This is a genomic window from Tsuneonella sp. CC-YZS046 (assembly GCF_035581365.1).
Classification (GTDB): Bacteria; Pseudomonadota; Alphaproteobacteria; order Sphingomonadales; family Sphingomonadaceae; genus JAWKXU01.
On record NZ_CP141590.1, the window covers coordinates 2,577,864 to 2,592,377 of the forward strand.

At 64.7% G+C, this 14,514-nt stretch carries 17 protein-coding genes and 1 tRNA gene; 16 read left to right on the top strand and 2 right to left on the bottom strand.

The window, feature by feature from the left end; genetic code table 11:
* Positions 1-101 precede the first annotated feature (101 nt).
* The 3 genes from U8326_RS12630 to U8326_RS12640 all read left to right on the top strand — a co-directional run bounded on the left by U8326_RS12630 (position 102) and on the right by U8326_RS12640 (position 2,421).
* Positions 102-812 (top strand): EthD domain-containing protein, encoded by a 711-nt coding sequence (locus tag U8326_RS12630; RefSeq protein WP_324740705.1) that lies wholly within the window; start codon positions 102-104, stop codon positions 810-812.
* 18 nt (positions 813-830) lie between these two features.
* Positions 831-1,934: an LLM class flavin-dependent oxidoreductase gene (locus U8326_RS12635; protein WP_324740706.1), complete on the top strand. Its 1,104-nt coding sequence runs from the start codon at positions 831-833 to the stop codon at positions 1,932-1,934.
* A 133-nt stretch (positions 1,935-2,067) separates the two neighbouring features.
* Positions 2,068-2,421, top strand: a complete 354-nt coding sequence (locus tag U8326_RS12640; RefSeq protein ID WP_324740708.1) for a DUF2834 domain-containing protein — start codon at positions 2,068-2,070, stop codon at positions 2,419-2,421.
* A 49-nt stretch (positions 2,422-2,470) separates the two neighbouring features.
* On the opposite strand, the gene U8326_RS12645 is transcribed toward U8326_RS12640, so the two are convergent.
* On the bottom strand, positions 2,471-3,127 hold the full coding sequence (locus U8326_RS12645; protein ID WP_324740710.1) for a hypothetical protein: 657 nt from the start codon (positions 3,125-3,127) through the stop codon (positions 2,471-2,473).
* A gap of 209 nt (positions 3,128-3,336) precedes the next feature.
* Here U8326_RS12645 and U8326_RS12650 point away from each other — a divergent pair, with 209 nt between their 5' ends.
* From U8326_RS12650 to U8326_RS12670, 5 genes are read left to right on the top strand one after another with little or no spacing between them, the layout of a single operon-like run.
* Positions 3,337-4,392, top strand: a complete 1,056-nt coding sequence (locus U8326_RS12650; protein ID WP_324740712.1) for an alcohol dehydrogenase catalytic domain-containing protein — start codon at positions 3,337-3,339, stop codon at positions 4,390-4,392.
* A gap of 54 nt (positions 4,393-4,446) precedes the next feature.
* Positions 4,447-5,205 carry an SDR family NAD(P)-dependent oxidoreductase gene (locus U8326_RS12655; RefSeq protein ID WP_324740714.1) on the top strand — a complete coding sequence of 253 codons (759 nt, stop codon included), beginning with the start codon at positions 4,447-4,449 and terminating at the stop codon, positions 5,203-5,205.
* A 41-nt stretch (positions 5,206-5,246) separates the two neighbouring features.
* Positions 5,247-5,606: an EthD domain-containing protein gene (locus U8326_RS12660; protein WP_324740716.1), complete on the top strand. Its 360-nt coding sequence runs from the start codon at positions 5,247-5,249 to the stop codon at positions 5,604-5,606.
* Positions 5,607-5,616: 10 nt separating this feature from the next.
* The gene (locus tag U8326_RS12665) at positions 5,617-6,054 is read left to right on the top strand and encodes a nuclear transport factor 2 family protein (protein WP_324740718.1); all 438 of its coding nucleotides are present in this window, start codon (positions 5,617-5,619) and stop codon (positions 6,052-6,054) included.
* A gap of 25 nt (positions 6,055-6,079) precedes the next feature.
* Positions 6,080-6,847, top strand: a complete 768-nt coding sequence (locus U8326_RS12670) for an SDR family oxidoreductase (protein ID WP_324740719.1) — start codon at positions 6,080-6,082, stop codon at positions 6,845-6,847.
* 45 nt (positions 6,848-6,892) lie between these two features.
* Here the strand turns inward: U8326_RS12670 and U8326_RS12675 are convergent.
* A tRNA-Thr gene (locus U8326_RS12675) sits at positions 6,893-6,967 on the bottom strand.
* Between the two features lie 112 nt (positions 6,968-7,079).
* Between U8326_RS12675 and U8326_RS12680 the strand changes: the two genes are divergently transcribed.
* The 8 genes from U8326_RS12680 to lspA all read left to right on the top strand — a co-directional run bounded on the left by U8326_RS12680 (position 7,080) and on the right by lspA (position 14,510).
* Entirely contained in the window at positions 7,080-7,223 is a 144-nt protein-coding gene (locus U8326_RS12680; protein WP_324740722.1) for a hypothetical protein, read from the top strand.
* Positions 7,224-7,317: 94 nt separating this feature from the next.
* Positions 7,318-8,004, top strand: a complete 687-nt coding sequence (gene gpmA, locus U8326_RS12685) for a 2,3-diphosphoglycerate-dependent phosphoglycerate mutase (protein ID WP_324740723.1) — start codon at positions 7,318-7,320, stop codon at positions 8,002-8,004.
* 4 nt (positions 8,005-8,008) lie between these two features.
* Entirely contained in the window at positions 8,009-8,506 is a 498-nt protein-coding gene (gene purE / locus U8326_RS12690) for a 5-(carboxyamino)imidazole ribonucleotide mutase (RefSeq protein ID WP_324740725.1), read from the top strand.
* A 13-nt stretch (positions 8,507-8,519) separates the two neighbouring features.
* Positions 8,520-9,578: a 5-(carboxyamino)imidazole ribonucleotide synthase gene (locus U8326_RS12695; protein ID WP_324740727.1), complete on the top strand. Its 1,059-nt coding sequence runs from the start codon at positions 8,520-8,522 to the stop codon at positions 9,576-9,578.
* A 6-nt stretch (positions 9,579-9,584) separates the two neighbouring features.
* A complete protein-coding gene (locus U8326_RS12700; RefSeq protein WP_324740729.1) occupies positions 9,585-10,076 on the top strand; it encodes a dihydrofolate reductase in 492 nt (163 codons plus the stop codon).
* Positions 10,073-10,999 (top strand): bifunctional riboflavin kinase/FAD synthetase, encoded by a 927-nt coding sequence (locus U8326_RS12705; RefSeq protein ID WP_324740730.1) that lies wholly within the window; start codon positions 10,073-10,075, stop codon positions 10,997-10,999. Before U8326_RS12700 ends, U8326_RS12705 begins: the two co-directional genes overlap by 4 nt.
* A gap of 74 nt (positions 11,000-11,073) precedes the next feature.
* Positions 11,074-13,980: an isoleucine--tRNA ligase gene (gene ileS, locus U8326_RS12710; protein ID WP_324740732.1), complete on the top strand. Its 2,907-nt coding sequence runs from the start codon at positions 11,074-11,076 to the stop codon at positions 13,978-13,980.
* Positions 13,977-14,510, top strand: coding sequence for a signal peptidase II (gene lspA, locus U8326_RS12715; protein WP_324740734.1), 534 nt, complete (start codon positions 13,977-13,979; stop codon positions 14,508-14,510). Before ileS ends, lspA begins: the two co-directional genes overlap by 4 nt.
* Positions 14,511-14,514: the final 4 nt, after the last annotated feature.

Sequence of the window (14,514 nt, forward strand, 5' to 3'; positions counted from 1 at the left end):
GGCCGCTTGACGGACAGGATGCACAAAATTAGAATTGATTCAAATTATATCGGAATATGCCTCGCCGGGTCGAGGCCAGGCTCCAAAAACGGCGAGGATCTGTGCAGTTCCACAACACCTATCTCCAGAAGCGCCAGCCCGGAATGTCCTATCGCGATTTCCAGAGGCTGTGGCGCTCGCATGGCGATTACGCCGCCAGCGTCCCCGCCTTCTGGGATAATGTCGAGCGCTACGTCCAGAACGATCCGGTCGAGGAGCCGGCGGGCATCCCCGGCGTTTCGACCGAATTCGATGCCGTGGGCGAAATCTACTACACCAGCTACGAAACCTGGGTTTCGATGCGCGACGTGATGTGGAACGAGATCAAGCCGGACGAGCAGCGCGTGTTCGCCGGGCCGCCCACCGCCGTCAGGGGCGACCGCACGGTCCACCAGCAGCCGGAAGGCCTCCACAAACTGTTCACCTTCGCCAGCTTCAAGGACGAGGAAGCGCGAGCGGATGGCGCACGCCTGCTGGCCGATCATGCCGCCGCGACGCTGGCCCTGCCCGATTTCGGCGGCAAGCTGGCTGGCTTTACCACCACCACCGCGCGGCAGGCGCCCGCCGATTCGGGGATGGCGGCGGTCCCGCAGACCGCGTCCAATCGCGACCTGCTCTTCATTCATCATTTCACCAGCGAGGATGCGGCCCGGAGCGCCTTGAAAAGCGCCGACTACCTGCGGCTGCAAACGCTGGAAGACCGCTTTCTCGACTGGGATTCGCGGATCGTGATCCTCACCCGCGGGTGGGTGTTCAAGGGCGATAACGGCTGATTTCGAAGGACTGTCCCCATGGAAATTTTCTACACCCCGCTCTGGCAGGATTCCGGCGCGCAGCGCCCGGCGCGGCAGTTCGTCCAGGACGAGCTGTGGCTGATGGAGCAGCTCGAGGATCTGGGCTTCGACGCCTGCTGTTCCCCGGAGCATCATTTCGACATCGACTATTCCGCCTGCCCGGACAATTTCCTGCCGCTGGCCTATCTCGCCGGCAAGACCACGCGCCTGAAGCTGTGCCTCGCCGCCGTGATCCTGCCCTGGAACGATCCCCTGCGCGCGGCCGAAAAGCTGGCCTTCCTCGACCATCTCAGCAACGGCCGCTGCATGCCCGGCTTCGGGCGCGGCCTGGCCCGGATGGAATATGAGCTGCTGGGCATCGACATGGACGAATCGCGGGATCGGTTCGACGAAGCCGTGGTGATGGTGCTGGATGCGCTGAAAACCGGCACGATCGAGGGCAGCGGCCCCTACTACAAGCAGCCGCGCGCGCCGATCCATCCGGCTCCGCGCCCGGAACTCACGGAGAATTTCTGCGCGGTCGGGATGTCGCCGGATTCCGCCGCGATGGCGGGCCGCATTGGCGGCAAGATCCTCAGCTTCGTCAATCGCCCGCTGCCCGACATGATGCCGCTGTTCGATGCCTATGCGCAGGCGCTGCGCGCGCATCATCCGGGCAAGACCCCGCATTACATCATGGCCGACTTCTTCATGGTCCGGGAAAGCGCGGACGAGGCGCTCGATCTGGCGATGAAATATGTGGTGGAATACTTCCATACCGTCGTCCGCCATTACGAAATGACCGGCGAGCATTTCGACAAGGCCAAGGGCTATGCCTCCTATGCGGAAGCGGCAGCGGCATTGCGGGAAGCCGGAGCCGACGCGGCCGCCGAAGCCTATGTCAAGGCGCAGGTGGGGATCGGCACCCCGGAGCAGGTGCTTCGGAATATCGAGGAGCGCATCCAGGTCATCGGACCGGAAATGAGCCTCGCCGGGTGCTTCTATTACAGCGGGATGCCGCGCGAGCTGGCGCAGGAATCCCTGCAATTGTTCAGCCGGAAAGTGATCCGCGAAGCCAAGGACATGGCCGGCGCGGCCAGGGCGGGCCGGGTTCCCGCCTGACCGCGCTTGCTCTCTCGGCCACATCGACCGGCCCGGTAAGGGGCTGGCGTGTTTCGCATCAATGCCATATGTCGCGCTCGTGAAGGCACGCCATGAAGGGCGGCCGGAGTTTCATCATCGAGGGGGACACCATATGACCAGCAGCACGATCCGGCAGGGCTTCTTCATCCTGATCGGCATCGCGGCCCTTTTCCTGACATGGCCCTATGCCATCCAGTGGATTCAAGCCGGCGGCAATATCCTGAACCCGGTCACATTCTTCTCCGACGCGATCAACGCGGGCGGCACCGCCGCATTCCTGACCTTCGATCTGCTGGTCGTCTGGATCGTCTTCATGGTCTGGGTGGTGGGCGACGCCGCCAAGGTCGGCCTGGGCGCCAGGACCGGCTGGGTCTTCGTCGCGCTGTCGTTCATCGGCGTGTCGATGGCCTTCCCGTTCTACCTCGTCTATCGCGAGCGCTTCCTGGCCAAGCAGAACCAGGGCTGAGCCTTGCAATCCGGGGCGGCCCCGGCAAGCCGCCCCCCCCTTCCGCCGGTCAATTGACCAGCAGCCCCAGATCGACGATCTGCCGATGCGCCCGGTCCAGCACCGACCGGACATGGCCAGACAGCGCGTAAATCTTTGATCTGCTGTCGCTGGCGTCCGCAGTGCAGGTCAATATGCCCATGTCGGCCAGCCGCTTGAGCGTGTAATAGAACGATGTGCTCGAATATTTTCCGAGGCTGAAGACATCGGTCGCCCGCGCCTCGACCATCTCGTAGAGATGGATCACGATATAGAACTCTATCGAATAATACCGGATGTTCAGGCTCTGCTCGATAAAGCCGACATGCGCATAAATCGGGGCGATTTCACGATCGCCTTCCGCGAACAGCCGCGAGCGCATCCAGCGGTCGATCGAAAGATAGGCGGAATCGATCAGGGCCCGCGTCTGATCGCTGAGGCGGTAGCGGCGCAGCACCTGGGCGCTGGACAAGGCGCGTGAGCGGACGATCCCGGACCGCTTCAGATCCTGCAGCGAGGCGAAGAATGTGGAGCTGGCCAGCGGGCAATTTGCCAGGATCGATGTGGAGGATGCCTCATCGTTCTCGTAAATATAGGATATGATGGAATATTTCTTCGAATAAACGCGCAGCTTGGTCGATCGCTCCACCTCGCCGATGATCTGCGCCATGCTGCGATTGTTCATCATATCAGGCCTGGGCAACGGGTTCGTGTCGTGCGGCCGATTTCTCCATGTCCCGCGCGGCGATGCAATGCAAAAATTTAACGACGCTTTTCGGAGTTGCGGGATTCGCGGCGCCATCCGCATAGTGCCGCCCATAAGAGCGGTTGCAGGCAATGGAAGCCCGGAAAAGGGCTCATGCCGCGAGCGGGCCTGCGCGCTCGGGAGAGGATGCCATGAAAGGACTTATATTCCACGGGAAGCGGGATATCCGCTACGAAAGCCTCAACGATCCGGGCCTCGAAGATGATCGGGACGCGCTGGTCCGCGCCGTCGCCTGCGGCATCTGCGGCAGCGATCTCCACCTCTATCATGACGATTTCGCGGAGATCGGCGAGGGCTTCGAACTCGGCAAGGGTTTCTGCGTGGGCCACGAAGCCGTCGGCGAGGTGGTCGAAACCGGCAAGGGCGTCGCCAATCTGAAGGTCGGCGACACGGTGATGCTGGCGGCGATGACCGGCTGCGGCAATTGCCGCCCCTGCCTGCGCGGCGAAAGCAAGCAATGTGAAAACGGCGGCTGGAACGTGTATGGCTTCGGCATCGGCCTGGGCGGCTGCCAGGCCGAGCTGATCCGCGTGCCCGCCGCCGATTACAACGCCGCGCGTCTGCCCGAAGGCGTCACGGTGGACCAGGGCATCCTGCTGACCGACAACCTTTCCACGGCCTATGGCGCGGCGCTGGGCGCGGAAATCAGGCCCGGCAGAAGCGTGGCCGTGATCGGCCTCGGCCCGATCGGCCTGATGGCGGTGGAACTGGCGATGGTGATGGGCGCATCCGTGGTCTATGCGATCGATCCCGTGGCGGAACGACGCCAATGCGCCGCGGAAATGGGCGCAGTCCCGGTCTGGGCGGACGATGTCGCCGCGCATCTGCGCGAGGAAACGCAGGGCAGGATGGTCGATTGTATCATAGAGGCCGTCGGCGGGGACAGGACCATGGAGGCCGCCCTCTCGCTGGTCGGTGTCAACGGCAATATCTCCATCCTGGGCGTGAACAATTCGATGAATTTCAGGATTCCGCGCCAGGTCTTCGTCAACAACGCCACCATCCGGGGCAATTTCGTGACCGAGGTCCACAAGCACTGGCCCGCGCTGGTGCCGATGCTGCAATCCGGGCGGCTGCGGCCCGAGCGCTTCATCACGGAGCGAATGCCCTTGTCGGAGGGGCCGGAAGGCTATCGCAAGTTCGATGAGCGCGAGGGCGGCACGCTCAAGGCGATACTCTACACCTGAGCCGGAGCGGCCGGACAACACGGGATCAACCCATAATCGAGGAGAGAGGCCGCGATGCTCGACGGCAAGGTAGTGATAGTGACAGGCGGCGCGCGCGGCATCGGCAGGAGTTGCGTCGAGATATTCGCCGCGGACGGCGCGAAAGTGATCTTCAGCGACCTGTCGGAAGAAAACGGCCGCGCGGCGGAAGCGGAAATCGCCGGCCAGGGTGGCGAGGCGCTATTCGTCCAGGGCAATATGGCCAATGAGGATGACGTCGTCCGCATGGTGGATGCCGCTATCTCCCGATTCGGCCGGCTCGATGGCGCGGTGAACAATGCGGGGGTGGCGATGACCGGCGCCCCGTTTCACAAGCTGGGAACCGCCGACTGGCAGCGGGTGATCGACATCAACCTGACCGGGGTTTTCCTGTCATTGAAGCATGAAACCCGCGCGATGATGGACAATGGCGGCGGGGCCATCGTCAATATCTCGTCGGCGGATGGCGAAATCGGCCGGCCGGACGCCTCGGACTATAACGCCTCGAAGCACGGCGTGCTGGGGCTGACCAAATCCGCCTCGACCGAATATCGCGAAACGCGGGTGCGGGTGAACGCCGTGCTGCCCGGGCTGATCTTCACCCCGCTGGTGGAAAGCCTGATCGACGACCCGTCCTTCGGCCCGCAGTTCCAGCCGATCCTGAACCGCCATTCGATCGACCGGCGCGGGCGGCCCGAAGACATAGCCCAGGCCTGCAGATGGCTGCTGTCGGACTATGCGTCCTTCGTGAACGGGGCCGGGCTTTCGGTCGACGGGGGCTATCTGGCCCGGTGAAGGGCAGGGAAACATCGAATCGAACGGAAGGGGTTTTGCATATGATAACGCTGATTGTCGCGGCCCGCAGGAAGGCCGGAATGTCGCCGGAAGCCTTCAGGGAGCACTGGCTGGAGCGCCATGCGCCGCTGGTGTTGAGCGTTCCGGAATTTGCCCGCTATCTCAAGAAATACGCGCTCTATCCCCTGGCCGAGGGCGGCAGCGCGCCCGGCCTCGGCGCCCTGCCCGATTATGACGGGATCGGCGAGCTGTGGTTCGAAAGTGTGGAGGCGATGATGCAGGCTTTCAGCGAGCCGAAATATCTCGAGATCATCCGCCCGGACGAGGAACTGTTCCTCGACCGCGACGCCTGCCTCACCTTCGTGACCGAGGAACGGATCATGAAGGCGGGTGCGGACTAGGAGAAGACCCATGGACGACAAGTTCCAGCAATTGCTCGACATTCACGAGATCAGGCAGGTTTCGATCCGCTACAACCGCCATGCCGATGCCTGCGAGGGCGAGCAATTCGCCGCCCTGTTCACCGAGGATGGCGAATTCGACATCGTCGGCAACCAGACCTATCGCGGCCGCAAGGAGATCGCTTCGGTCTGCTACGGCTCGGTCGGCATCGTCCACCTTGCGATCGATTCGATCGTCGAGGTCGACGGCGACACCGCCACCCAGACATCGAAACTGATTATCGGCAAGGTCGCGGCGGACCAGTCCTCGATGGACCTCATCGGCACCACCACCATGCGCGACCAGTTCGTCCGGCAAGGCGGGCAATGGTTCATCAAGCGGCGGCAATCGCACATCGATACCGATCCGCAGCTCGCGCTGGCGCGACTTGCGGTCAAGGCGCAATGACGGACCAGGGGGAGAAGGAAAGACCATGCGGCTGAAAGACAAGACGGCAATCATCACCGGCGGGGCTTCCGGCATCGGCGAGGCAAGCGTCCGCCTGTTCGCGAAGGAAGGGTGCGACGTCACCATCGCGGACATCGATCCGGCTGGAGAGGCGCTGGCCGAATCGATCCGTTCGCAAGGCGGGCGGGCGGCCTTCGTGCACACCGACATGACCGACTTCGGTGCCATTCAAGCCCTGTTCGGTGCCCACCTGGACCGCTGCGGCACGCTGGACGTGCTGTTCAACAATGCCGGCAAGGACGGGCCGGGCAAGCCCGTGGCGGACACTTCCGAGGAAGAGCTGGACCTGCTGCTTTCCGTCAATTTCAAGAGCGTGTTCCTGGCCTGCAAGCTGGCCGCGCCGATCATGACCGGGGCGGGCAAGGGCTCGATCATCAGCACGTCGGCCGGGTCCGCGCGCGAAGGGCTGGCATGGCCGAATATCGCCGCCTACATCGCTTCGAAGGGCGCCATCATCTCCTTCACCCGCGCGCTGGCGGTGGAGCTTTCCCCGCAAGGCGTACGGGTCAATTCGCTCAACCCCGGCGTCACCGACACCCCGATGCTGCGCGGATTCGCCGCCAAGCTGGAAGACCCGGAAGGCTTCTGGGAATCGATGAATTCCATGCAGTTGCTCCATCGCCTGGGCAAGCCGGAAGAACTGGCGGCCGGAGCGCTGTTCCTGGCCTCGGACGAATCGTCCTATGTCACCGGCACGGATCTGCTGGTGGACGGGGGGCTGGTGCTGGGCTGAGCGGGATCGCCGGCCATCGCGCCATTCGGCGAAACTGGCGGGAAATGGTGCTGCTGGAGAGAATTGAACTCTCGACCTCAGCCTTACCAAGGATGCGCTCTACCACTGAGCTACAGCAGCCCACCATTTCCGTCCGCCGGGCGGCATCAGCCATGGCCCGGGCAGGCGCGCGCTATTGGCTGCGAGCACCGCACTTGTCAAGCGCGCCCGGCTTGGGCAGGGCATATTGGCGATGAACGACAAACCCGCCGCCCCTTCCCGCGAGGAACGCCTGGCCGCGAAGCTGCGCGAAAACCTGCGCCGCCGCAAGGCCCAGGCCCGCGCGATGGAGCAGGGCGATCAAGCCGCTCTTTCCAAACAGCCGCCGAAAAGCTAGGGGATGCCGCTCCGCGGGCATGGCGCGATCGAGGGGGCACCGGCTGATCGCGCGAGGCCACACAACATGATTTTTTCCGCAGGAGCGTGAAGACTTGCCGAGCCTGATCCTTGTCCGCCACGGCCAGAGCCAGTGGAACCTCGAAAACCGCTTCACCGGCTGGTGGGACGTCGACCTGACCGAAAAAGGCGTCGAGGAAGCCCGCGCCGGCGGCGCATTGCTGGCCGCGAAGGGCCTGCTGCCCACCCGCGCCTTCACTTCGCTGCAGACCCGGGCGATCCGCACGCTGCATCTCGCGCTGGAAGAATGCGGGCGGCTGTGGATTCCGGAAACCAAGGACTGGCGCCTGAACGAGCGCCACTACGGCGGGCTGACCGGGCTGGACAAGGCGCAGACCGCCGCAAAGCATGGCGACGCGCAGGTCAAGATCTGGCGCCGCAGCTTTGATACTCCGCCGCCGCCGCTGGAAGCCGGCAGCGAATTCGATCTGTCGCGCGACCCGCGCTATGCCGGAATCGCGGTGCCCGCCACGGAAAGCCTGAAAGACACCATCGCCCGCGTCCTGCCCTATTACGAAAGCGACATATTGCCCGCGATCAAGGCCGGGGAAACCGTTATCATCTCCGCCCACGGCAATTCGCTGCGCGCGCTGGTGAAGCATCTTTCGGGCATTTCCGACGCGGACATCACCGATCTGGAGATCCCCACCGGCCAGCCGATCATCTATGATTTCGACGAAGCGCTGCAGCCGGGCGAACGGCACTATCTGAAGGATCGCTGAGATCATGCCTTCCACCGCAAAGCCGAAGGTTGCGATCGTCATGGGCAGCCAGTCCGACTGGCCCACCATGAAATGCGCTGCGGATGTGCTGGACGAGCTGGGCGTAGCCCATGACACCCGGATCGTTTCGGCCCACCGCACACCGGAGCGGATGTTCGAATTCGGCAGGACCGCTGCCGATCAGGGCTTCCACGTGATCATCGCCGGCGCGGGTGGCGCGGCCCATCTGCCGGGCATGGTCGCCTCGCTCACCCATCTGCCGGTGCTGGGCGTGCCGGTGCAATCCAGGGCGCTGTCGGGACAGGACAGCCTGCTGTCCATCGTCCAGATGCCGGCGGGCGTGCCGGTCGGCACCCTGGCGATCGGCGAGGCGGGCGCCGCCAATGCCGGGCTGCTGGCGGCCTCGATCCTGGCGCTGGGCGATTCCGCCCTTGCGGAGCGGCTCAAGGCCTGGCGCGCGAACCGCACGGGCGCGGTGGCCGAACGTCCTTCCGACAATTGAGAGCAAGAGCGGCATGATCCTGCCCGGGGCGACCATCGGCATTCTCGGCGGCGGCCAGCTCGGCCGGATGCTGGCCATGGCCGCGGCCCAGCTCGGCTATCGTTGCCATATCTACGCGCCCGAGAAGGACAGCGTGGCGGCGGAAGTGAGCGCCAGCTTCACCTGCGCCGCCTGGGACGATGCAGGGGCGATGGCCCGGTTCGCGCAGGATTGCGCCGCCATCACCTACGAGTTCGAGAATGTTCCGGTCGCGCCGCTGGCGGCCATTCCGCAGGATATGCTGCTTCCCAACCCGCTCGCGCTCGAAACCGCGCAGGACCGGCTGCGGGAGAAGCGTTTCATCGAAAGCCTCGGCGGCAGGCCCGCGCCTTTCCGCCAGGTGGATGCGGCGGAAGATCTGGCCGATGCGCTGGACCGGATCGGAGCGCCCGGCATCCTCAAGACCCGGCGCGACGGCTACGACGGCAAGGGCCAGTGGCGGATCGAATCCGCGCGGGAAGCCGAAGCGCTGCACCTGCCCGATTCCCCGCTGGTCTATGAAGGCTTCGTCCGCTTCGACGCCGAATTCTCCGTGATTCTGGTGCGCGGGCGAGACGGCATTATCCATTTCTGGGATAGCGCCGAGAATGTCCACGAAGGCGGTGTGCTGGCGCAATCGACCGTGCCCGCTTCCCCCGCGATCGTCGCGCAGGTCGGCAAGGCCCGCGATCTGGCCGCGAAAGTGGCGGAGTCGCTGGAATATGTCGGCGTCCTGACGCTGGAATTCTTCGCCACCGAGCAAGGCCCCGTCTTCAACGAGATGGCGCCGCGCGTGCATAATTCCGGGCACTGGACCATCGAAGGTGCGCTCACCAGCCAGTTCGAGAACCACATTCGCGCGATCTGCGGGCTGCCGCTGGGCGATACCGGCCTCGCCGCGACGCGGGTGGAGATGCGCAACCTGATCGGCACGAGGGTGAACATCGCCCCGCAAGTGCTGGCCGATCCGGCCAATCACCTGCACCTCTACGGCAAGGCGCGGGCCCGGCCGGGGCGCAAGATGGGCCATGTGACCCGGCTGGAGCTGGACTGAGCGGCCATGGCGCAGCACCTTGTCCTGATCGCGGCCCGGGCGGACAATGGCGTGATCGGCCGCGACGATGCGCTGCCCTGGCGCATTCCCGCCGATCTCAGGCGGTTCAAGGCGCTGACCATGGGCAAGCCGATGATCATGGGCCGCAAGACCTTCGCCAGCCTGCCGGGGCTGCTTCCGGGCCGCCGCCATATCGTGCTGACGCGCGACGGCGGCTGGACCGCGCCCGGCGCCGAGCGCGCCGGCAGCATCGAGGAAGCGCTGCGTCTAGCCGGGGAGGCAAGCGAGATCACCGTGATCGGCGGCGCGGAGATCTATGCCCTGTTCCTGTCCCTGGCCGATCGGATCGAACTGACCGAAGTGCATGGCGAGTTCGCGGGCGACGCCTTCATGCCCCCACTGGGCACGGAATGGCAGGAGAGCTTGCGCGAGGATCATCCCGCACTAGGAGATGTACCCGCCCATTCCTTCGTCACGCTGGAGCGAAAGCCGCAGTGATCCGCCTCGACCATCGTGAAAAAGTGCCTGACGAGCTGCGCGGCGCCATCCTAGCGCTGGGCAATTTCGACGGATTCCACCTGGGCCACCAGGCCGTGGTGCGCGAGGCCGTGGAATGGGCGAGAGGTGAAGGCCGCCCCGTGATCGTGGGCACGTTCGACCCGCACCCTGTGCGCTTCTTCAAGCCCGATGTGCCCCCCTTCCGCCTCACCACGCTAGACCAGCGGCAGGAATTGTTCGCCGAAGCGGGCGCGGATGCGATGCTGGTGTTCCATTTCGATGGAGCGCTGGCCGGGATGAGCGCGGACGGCTTTGCCCGCGACATAGTGCTCGAAGGTGTCGGCGCGGCCGGGGTGGTGACGGGCGAGGATTTCTCCTTCGCCAGGGCGCGCAGCGGCAACCCCACCGTGCTGGCGGAGCTGGGCGGGCAGCTTGGCTTCGGGGTGCGCGCGGTCGGCCCGGTGGCGGAGGCAGGCGGGGTCGTGTCTTCCAGCCGCATCCGCGAAGCGTTGCAGGAAGGGGATTGCGCCACCGCCGCCCATCTGATGACCCGGCCCTTCGCGATCCGCGGAGACGTGCTGCATGGCGACAAGCTGGGCCGCACCATCGGCTTTCCCACCGCCAATCTCGCGCTGGGCACCTATCTGCGCCCGCGCTACGGCATCTATGCGGTCACCGGCCGGATCATCGCAACCGGGCAAGTGCTCAAAGGGGCGGCGAACCTCGGCATCCGCCCCACTTTCGACCCGCCCAAGGAATTGCTGGAGCCTCACTTCTTCGACTTCTCGGGCGATCTCTATGGGCAGGAGATCGAGGTGGCCTTCCACCGCTTCATCCGCCCCGAAGCGAAGTTCGACAGCCTGGAAGCGCTGCAGGAACAGATGGCCCGCGATTGCGACGAGGCCCGCGCCATCCTCGCCTGAGACGAAGCGCATCGCCCGGCGGCGATGCGAGCGGGCTTTTCTATACCGCCGCTTTGCTCTAACGGCGCTACCCCATGAGCGAACAGCGCGATTACCGAGACACGGTCTTCCTGCCGAAGACCGATTTCCCCATGAAGGCCGGGCTACCCCAGAAGGAGCCGGGCATTCTGGCGCGCTGGGAAGAGATCGACCTGTATGCGCGGCTGCGTGAAGCGCGCGCCGGTCGCGAGAAGTTCATCCTGCATGATGGCCCGCCCTACGCCAATGGTGACATGCATATCGGCCATGCGCTGAACCATATCCTCAAGGACATGGTGGTGCGCACCCAGACCCTGCTGGGCAAGGACGCGCCCTATGTTCCGGGCTGGGACTGCCACGGCCTGCCGATCGAATGGAAGGTCGAGGAGGAATACCGCAAGAAGAAGCGCAACAAGGACGAGGTTCCGGCCCGGGAATTCCGCGCCGAATGCCGCGCCTATGCCCAGAACTGGGTGAATGTGCAGCGCGAGCAGCTCAAGCGGCTGGGCGTGTGCGGCAATTGGGACAAGCCCTATCTCACCATGGATTTCGACGCAGAGGCGACCATCGTTGCCGAGCTGCTGAAATTCGCGGAAAGCGGCCAGCTCTATCGCGGCGCCAAGCCGGTGATGTGGAGCCCGGTGGAAAAGACCGCGCTGGCCGAGGCCGAGGTCGAGTATGAGGACATCACTTCGACCCAGATCGACGTGGCGTTCGAGATCACCGAGAGCCCGATCCCCGAGCTGGTCGGCGCCCACGCCGTGATCTGGACCACCACGCCCTGGACGATCCCGGTAAACCAGGCTTTGGCCTATGGGCCGGAGGTGGAATACCACCACTATCGTGCCCATGACGGTCGCCGCTTCCTGGTGGCGGTCGAACTGCTGGAAGCGTTCTTCTCCCGCACAGGGCTGGGTCCCGTTGCGGAAGATCCGGAAGGCGACATTACGCTGAGCGAATATGCGCTAGGCACTTATCGCGGCTCCGACCTAACGGGCACCATCGCCCGGCACCCGATGCACCGCTTGGGCGGATTCTTCGCGCACCCGCGCCCGTTGCTGGCGGGCGATTTCGTCACCACCGACAGCGGCACCGGGCTGGTCCATATGGCCCCAGACCATGGCGAAGACGACTTCCTGCTGTGCAAGGCCCATGGGATCAATCCCGTCTTCGCGGTGGAAGGGGACGGCAGGTATCGGGCGGACTGGGCGTGGCCCAATTCAAATCAAGAGGGCGGGCAGGGTTCGGTCATCAACCCTAAGTTCAACGCGCCGGACGGGCCGATCTGTTCCGATCTGCGCGAAGCGGGCGCTCTCCTCAGCGCATCCACCGATTATCAACATTCTTATCCCCATAGCTGGCGCAGCAAGGCCAAGGTGATCTTCCGCTGCACGCCGCAATGGTTCGTGCCGATGGACCGCCCGAGCCTGCGGATGCGCGCCGAGCAGCGCTGGGAGAACGAGGGTGGCTCGCCCGATCCCACCCCCGAGATCGAACCGGGCGAGGCAACCCTGCGCGAAACCGCGCTGCAGGCCATCGCCGACACTCGCTTCGTTCCCGAAAAGGGCCGCAACCGCATCGGCGCGATGGTGGAAGGGCGGCCGGACTGGGTGCTGTCGCGCCAGCGCGCCTGGGGCGTGCCGATCACCCTGTTCGTGGACCGCAAGAGCGGGGAATATCTCAACGATCCGGAGGTGAACGCCCGCATCGTCAGCGCGATTCGCGCCGGCGGCGTGGATGCGTGGGATGCGGAGAACGCACAGAGCTTGCTGGGCGATGCCTATCGCGCCGAGGATTACGAGCAGGTCACCGACATTCTCGACGTCTGGTTCGATTCCGGCTCCACCCACGCCTTCGTGCTGGAAAGCGGCAAGTGGCCCGAACTGACCCGGCCCGCGGGCTATCGGGATCCGCCCGCCGATCTCTATCTCGAAGGCAGCGACCAGCATCGCGGCTGGTTCCAGTCCTCGCTTCTCGAAAGCTGCGCCACGCGCGGCCACGCCCCTTACAAGGCGGTGCTGACCCACGGCTTCACCATGGACGCCAAGGGCGAGAAGATGTCCAAGTCCAAGGGCAACACGGTCAGCCCGCTGGACGTGATGCGCGATTACGGCGCGGACATCATCCGGCTGTGGGCGCTGTCGGTCGACTATACCGAGGATCACCGGATCGGCCCGGAAATCCTGAAGGGCGTGGCGGACCAGTATCGCAAGCTGCGCAACACCTTCCGCTATCTGCTGGGCGCGCTGGAGGGGTTCAGCGACACAGAGAAGGTCCAGAACGGCACCGAGATGCCGGAGCTGGAGCGCTACATGCTCGCGCTGCTGGCACAGCTGGATGGCGATCTGCGCCGGGCGGTGAGCGACTTCGATTTCAATGCCTATGTCCGCGCGCTGACCGACTTCTGCAACGAAGACCTGTCCGCCTTCTTCTTCGATATCCGCAAGGACTGTCTCTATTGCGATGCGCCGTCGGACCCCAAGCGGCGCGCCTATCGCACCGTGCTCGATACGCTGTTCCAGGCGCTGATCCGCTATGCCGCGCCGGTGCTGGTCTATACCGCCGAAGAGGTGTGGCAGAGCCGCTATCCCGGTTCAGACAGCGTGCATCTGCTGGAATGGCCGGAAGTGCCCGCCGTGGCCACGGATTGGGAGCGCTGGAACACGCTGCGCAGCCTGCGCAATCAGGTGAACGAAGCGATCGAGCCGCTGCGGCGCGAGAAAGTGCTCGGTTCCGGGCTGGAAGCGCAGGTGACGGTGCCAGCCGCATCGCCCGAAGCCGATCTCGCCGAATTGTTCATCACCGCGACAGTGACGCGAGGCGATGGTGACGGCGTGACCGTGACCCCCACTTCCGACCACAAATGCGGCCGATGCTGGCGCCATCTGCCGGAGGTTCCGGAAGACGGGGCGCTGTGCGGGCGCTGCGAGGATGCGGTGGCGGCGGTGGAAAGCGCGGCATGAGCGTCACGCTCCGCAACCGGCTGATCGGCCTCCTCCTTGCCGCCGCGATCTTCGCGGTGGACCAGTATGTGAAATGGCTGATGGTCGGGCCGCTGCGGCTGCGCGAGGTCGGGGTGATCGAGCTGATCCCGTTCTTCGACCTGCGCTGGACCCAGAATTTCGGCGTGTCGCTGGGCATGTTCACCGCCGATTCCATGGAAATGCGCTGGATACTGGTGGGCGTGACCTCGCTGATCGCGCTGGGCGTGTTCATCTGGATATTGCGGGAAAAGGTGCTGGGCGAAATCGGCGCGCTGGCGCTGATCCTGGGCGGCGCGCTCGGCAATATCCGCGACCGCTACAACCTGGGCTATGTGATCGATTATGCGGACCTGCATTTCGGCACGTTCCGGCCTTTCCTGATTTTCAACGTCGCCGATGCGGCGATAACCATCGGCGTGGTGATTATCCTTGCCCGCTCGCTTTTCCTGCGCGAAAAGCAGCCCGAACCGAATGACGACGAAACGGCGCACACGCCGGCGGAGACCTGACAGC

What these genes read in the sequence shown, in the direction of transcription:
- U8326_RS12665 (WP_324740718.1), top strand. Translation starts at nt 5,617, where the DNA reads ATGGACGACAAGTTCCAGCAATTGCTCGACATTCACGAGATCAGGCAG.
- U8326_RS12670 (WP_324740719.1), top strand. Translation starts at nt 6,080, where the DNA reads ATGCGGCTGAAAGACAAGACGGCAATCATCACCGGCGGGGCTTCCGGC.
- U8326_RS12650 (WP_324740712.1), top strand. Translation starts at nt 3,337, where the DNA reads ATGAAAGGACTTATATTCCACGGGAAGCGGGATATCCGCTACGAAAGC.
- U8326_RS12695 (WP_324740727.1), top strand. Translation starts at nt 8,520, where the DNA reads ATGATCCTGCCCGGGGCGACCATCGGCATTCTCGGCGGCGGCCAGCTC.
- U8326_RS12700 (WP_324740729.1), top strand. Translation starts at nt 9,585, where the DNA reads ATGGCGCAGCACCTTGTCCTGATCGCGGCCCGGGCGGACAATGGCGTG.
- U8326_RS12660 (WP_324740716.1), top strand. Translation starts at nt 5,247, where the DNA reads ATGATAACGCTGATTGTCGCGGCCCGCAGGAAGGCCGGAATGTCGCCG.
- U8326_RS12640 (WP_324740708.1), top strand. Translation starts at nt 2,068, where the DNA reads ATGACCAGCAGCACGATCCGGCAGGGCTTCTTCATCCTGATCGGCATC.
- U8326_RS12655 (WP_324740714.1), top strand. Translation starts at nt 4,447, where the DNA reads ATGCTCGACGGCAAGGTAGTGATAGTGACAGGCGGCGCGCGCGGCATC.
- purE (WP_324740725.1), top strand. Translation starts at nt 8,009, where the DNA reads ATGCCTTCCACCGCAAAGCCGAAGGTTGCGATCGTCATGGGCAGCCAG.
- U8326_RS12635 (WP_324740706.1), top strand. Translation starts at nt 831, where the DNA reads ATGGAAATTTTCTACACCCCGCTCTGGCAGGATTCCGGCGCGCAGCGC.
- U8326_RS12645 (WP_324740710.1), bottom strand. Translation starts at nt 3,127, where the DNA reads ATGATGAACAATCGCAGCATGGCGCAGATCATCGGCGAGGTGGAGCGA.
- lspA (WP_324740734.1), top strand. Translation starts at nt 13,977, where the DNA reads ATGAGCGTCACGCTCCGCAACCGGCTGATCGGCCTCCTCCTTGCCGCC.
- ileS (WP_324740732.1), top strand. Translation starts at nt 11,074, where the DNA reads ATGAGCGAACAGCGCGATTACCGAGACACGGTCTTCCTGCCGAAGACC.
- U8326_RS12680 (WP_324740722.1), top strand. Translation starts at nt 7,080, where the DNA reads ATGAACGACAAACCCGCCGCCCCTTCCCGCGAGGAACGCCTGGCCGCG.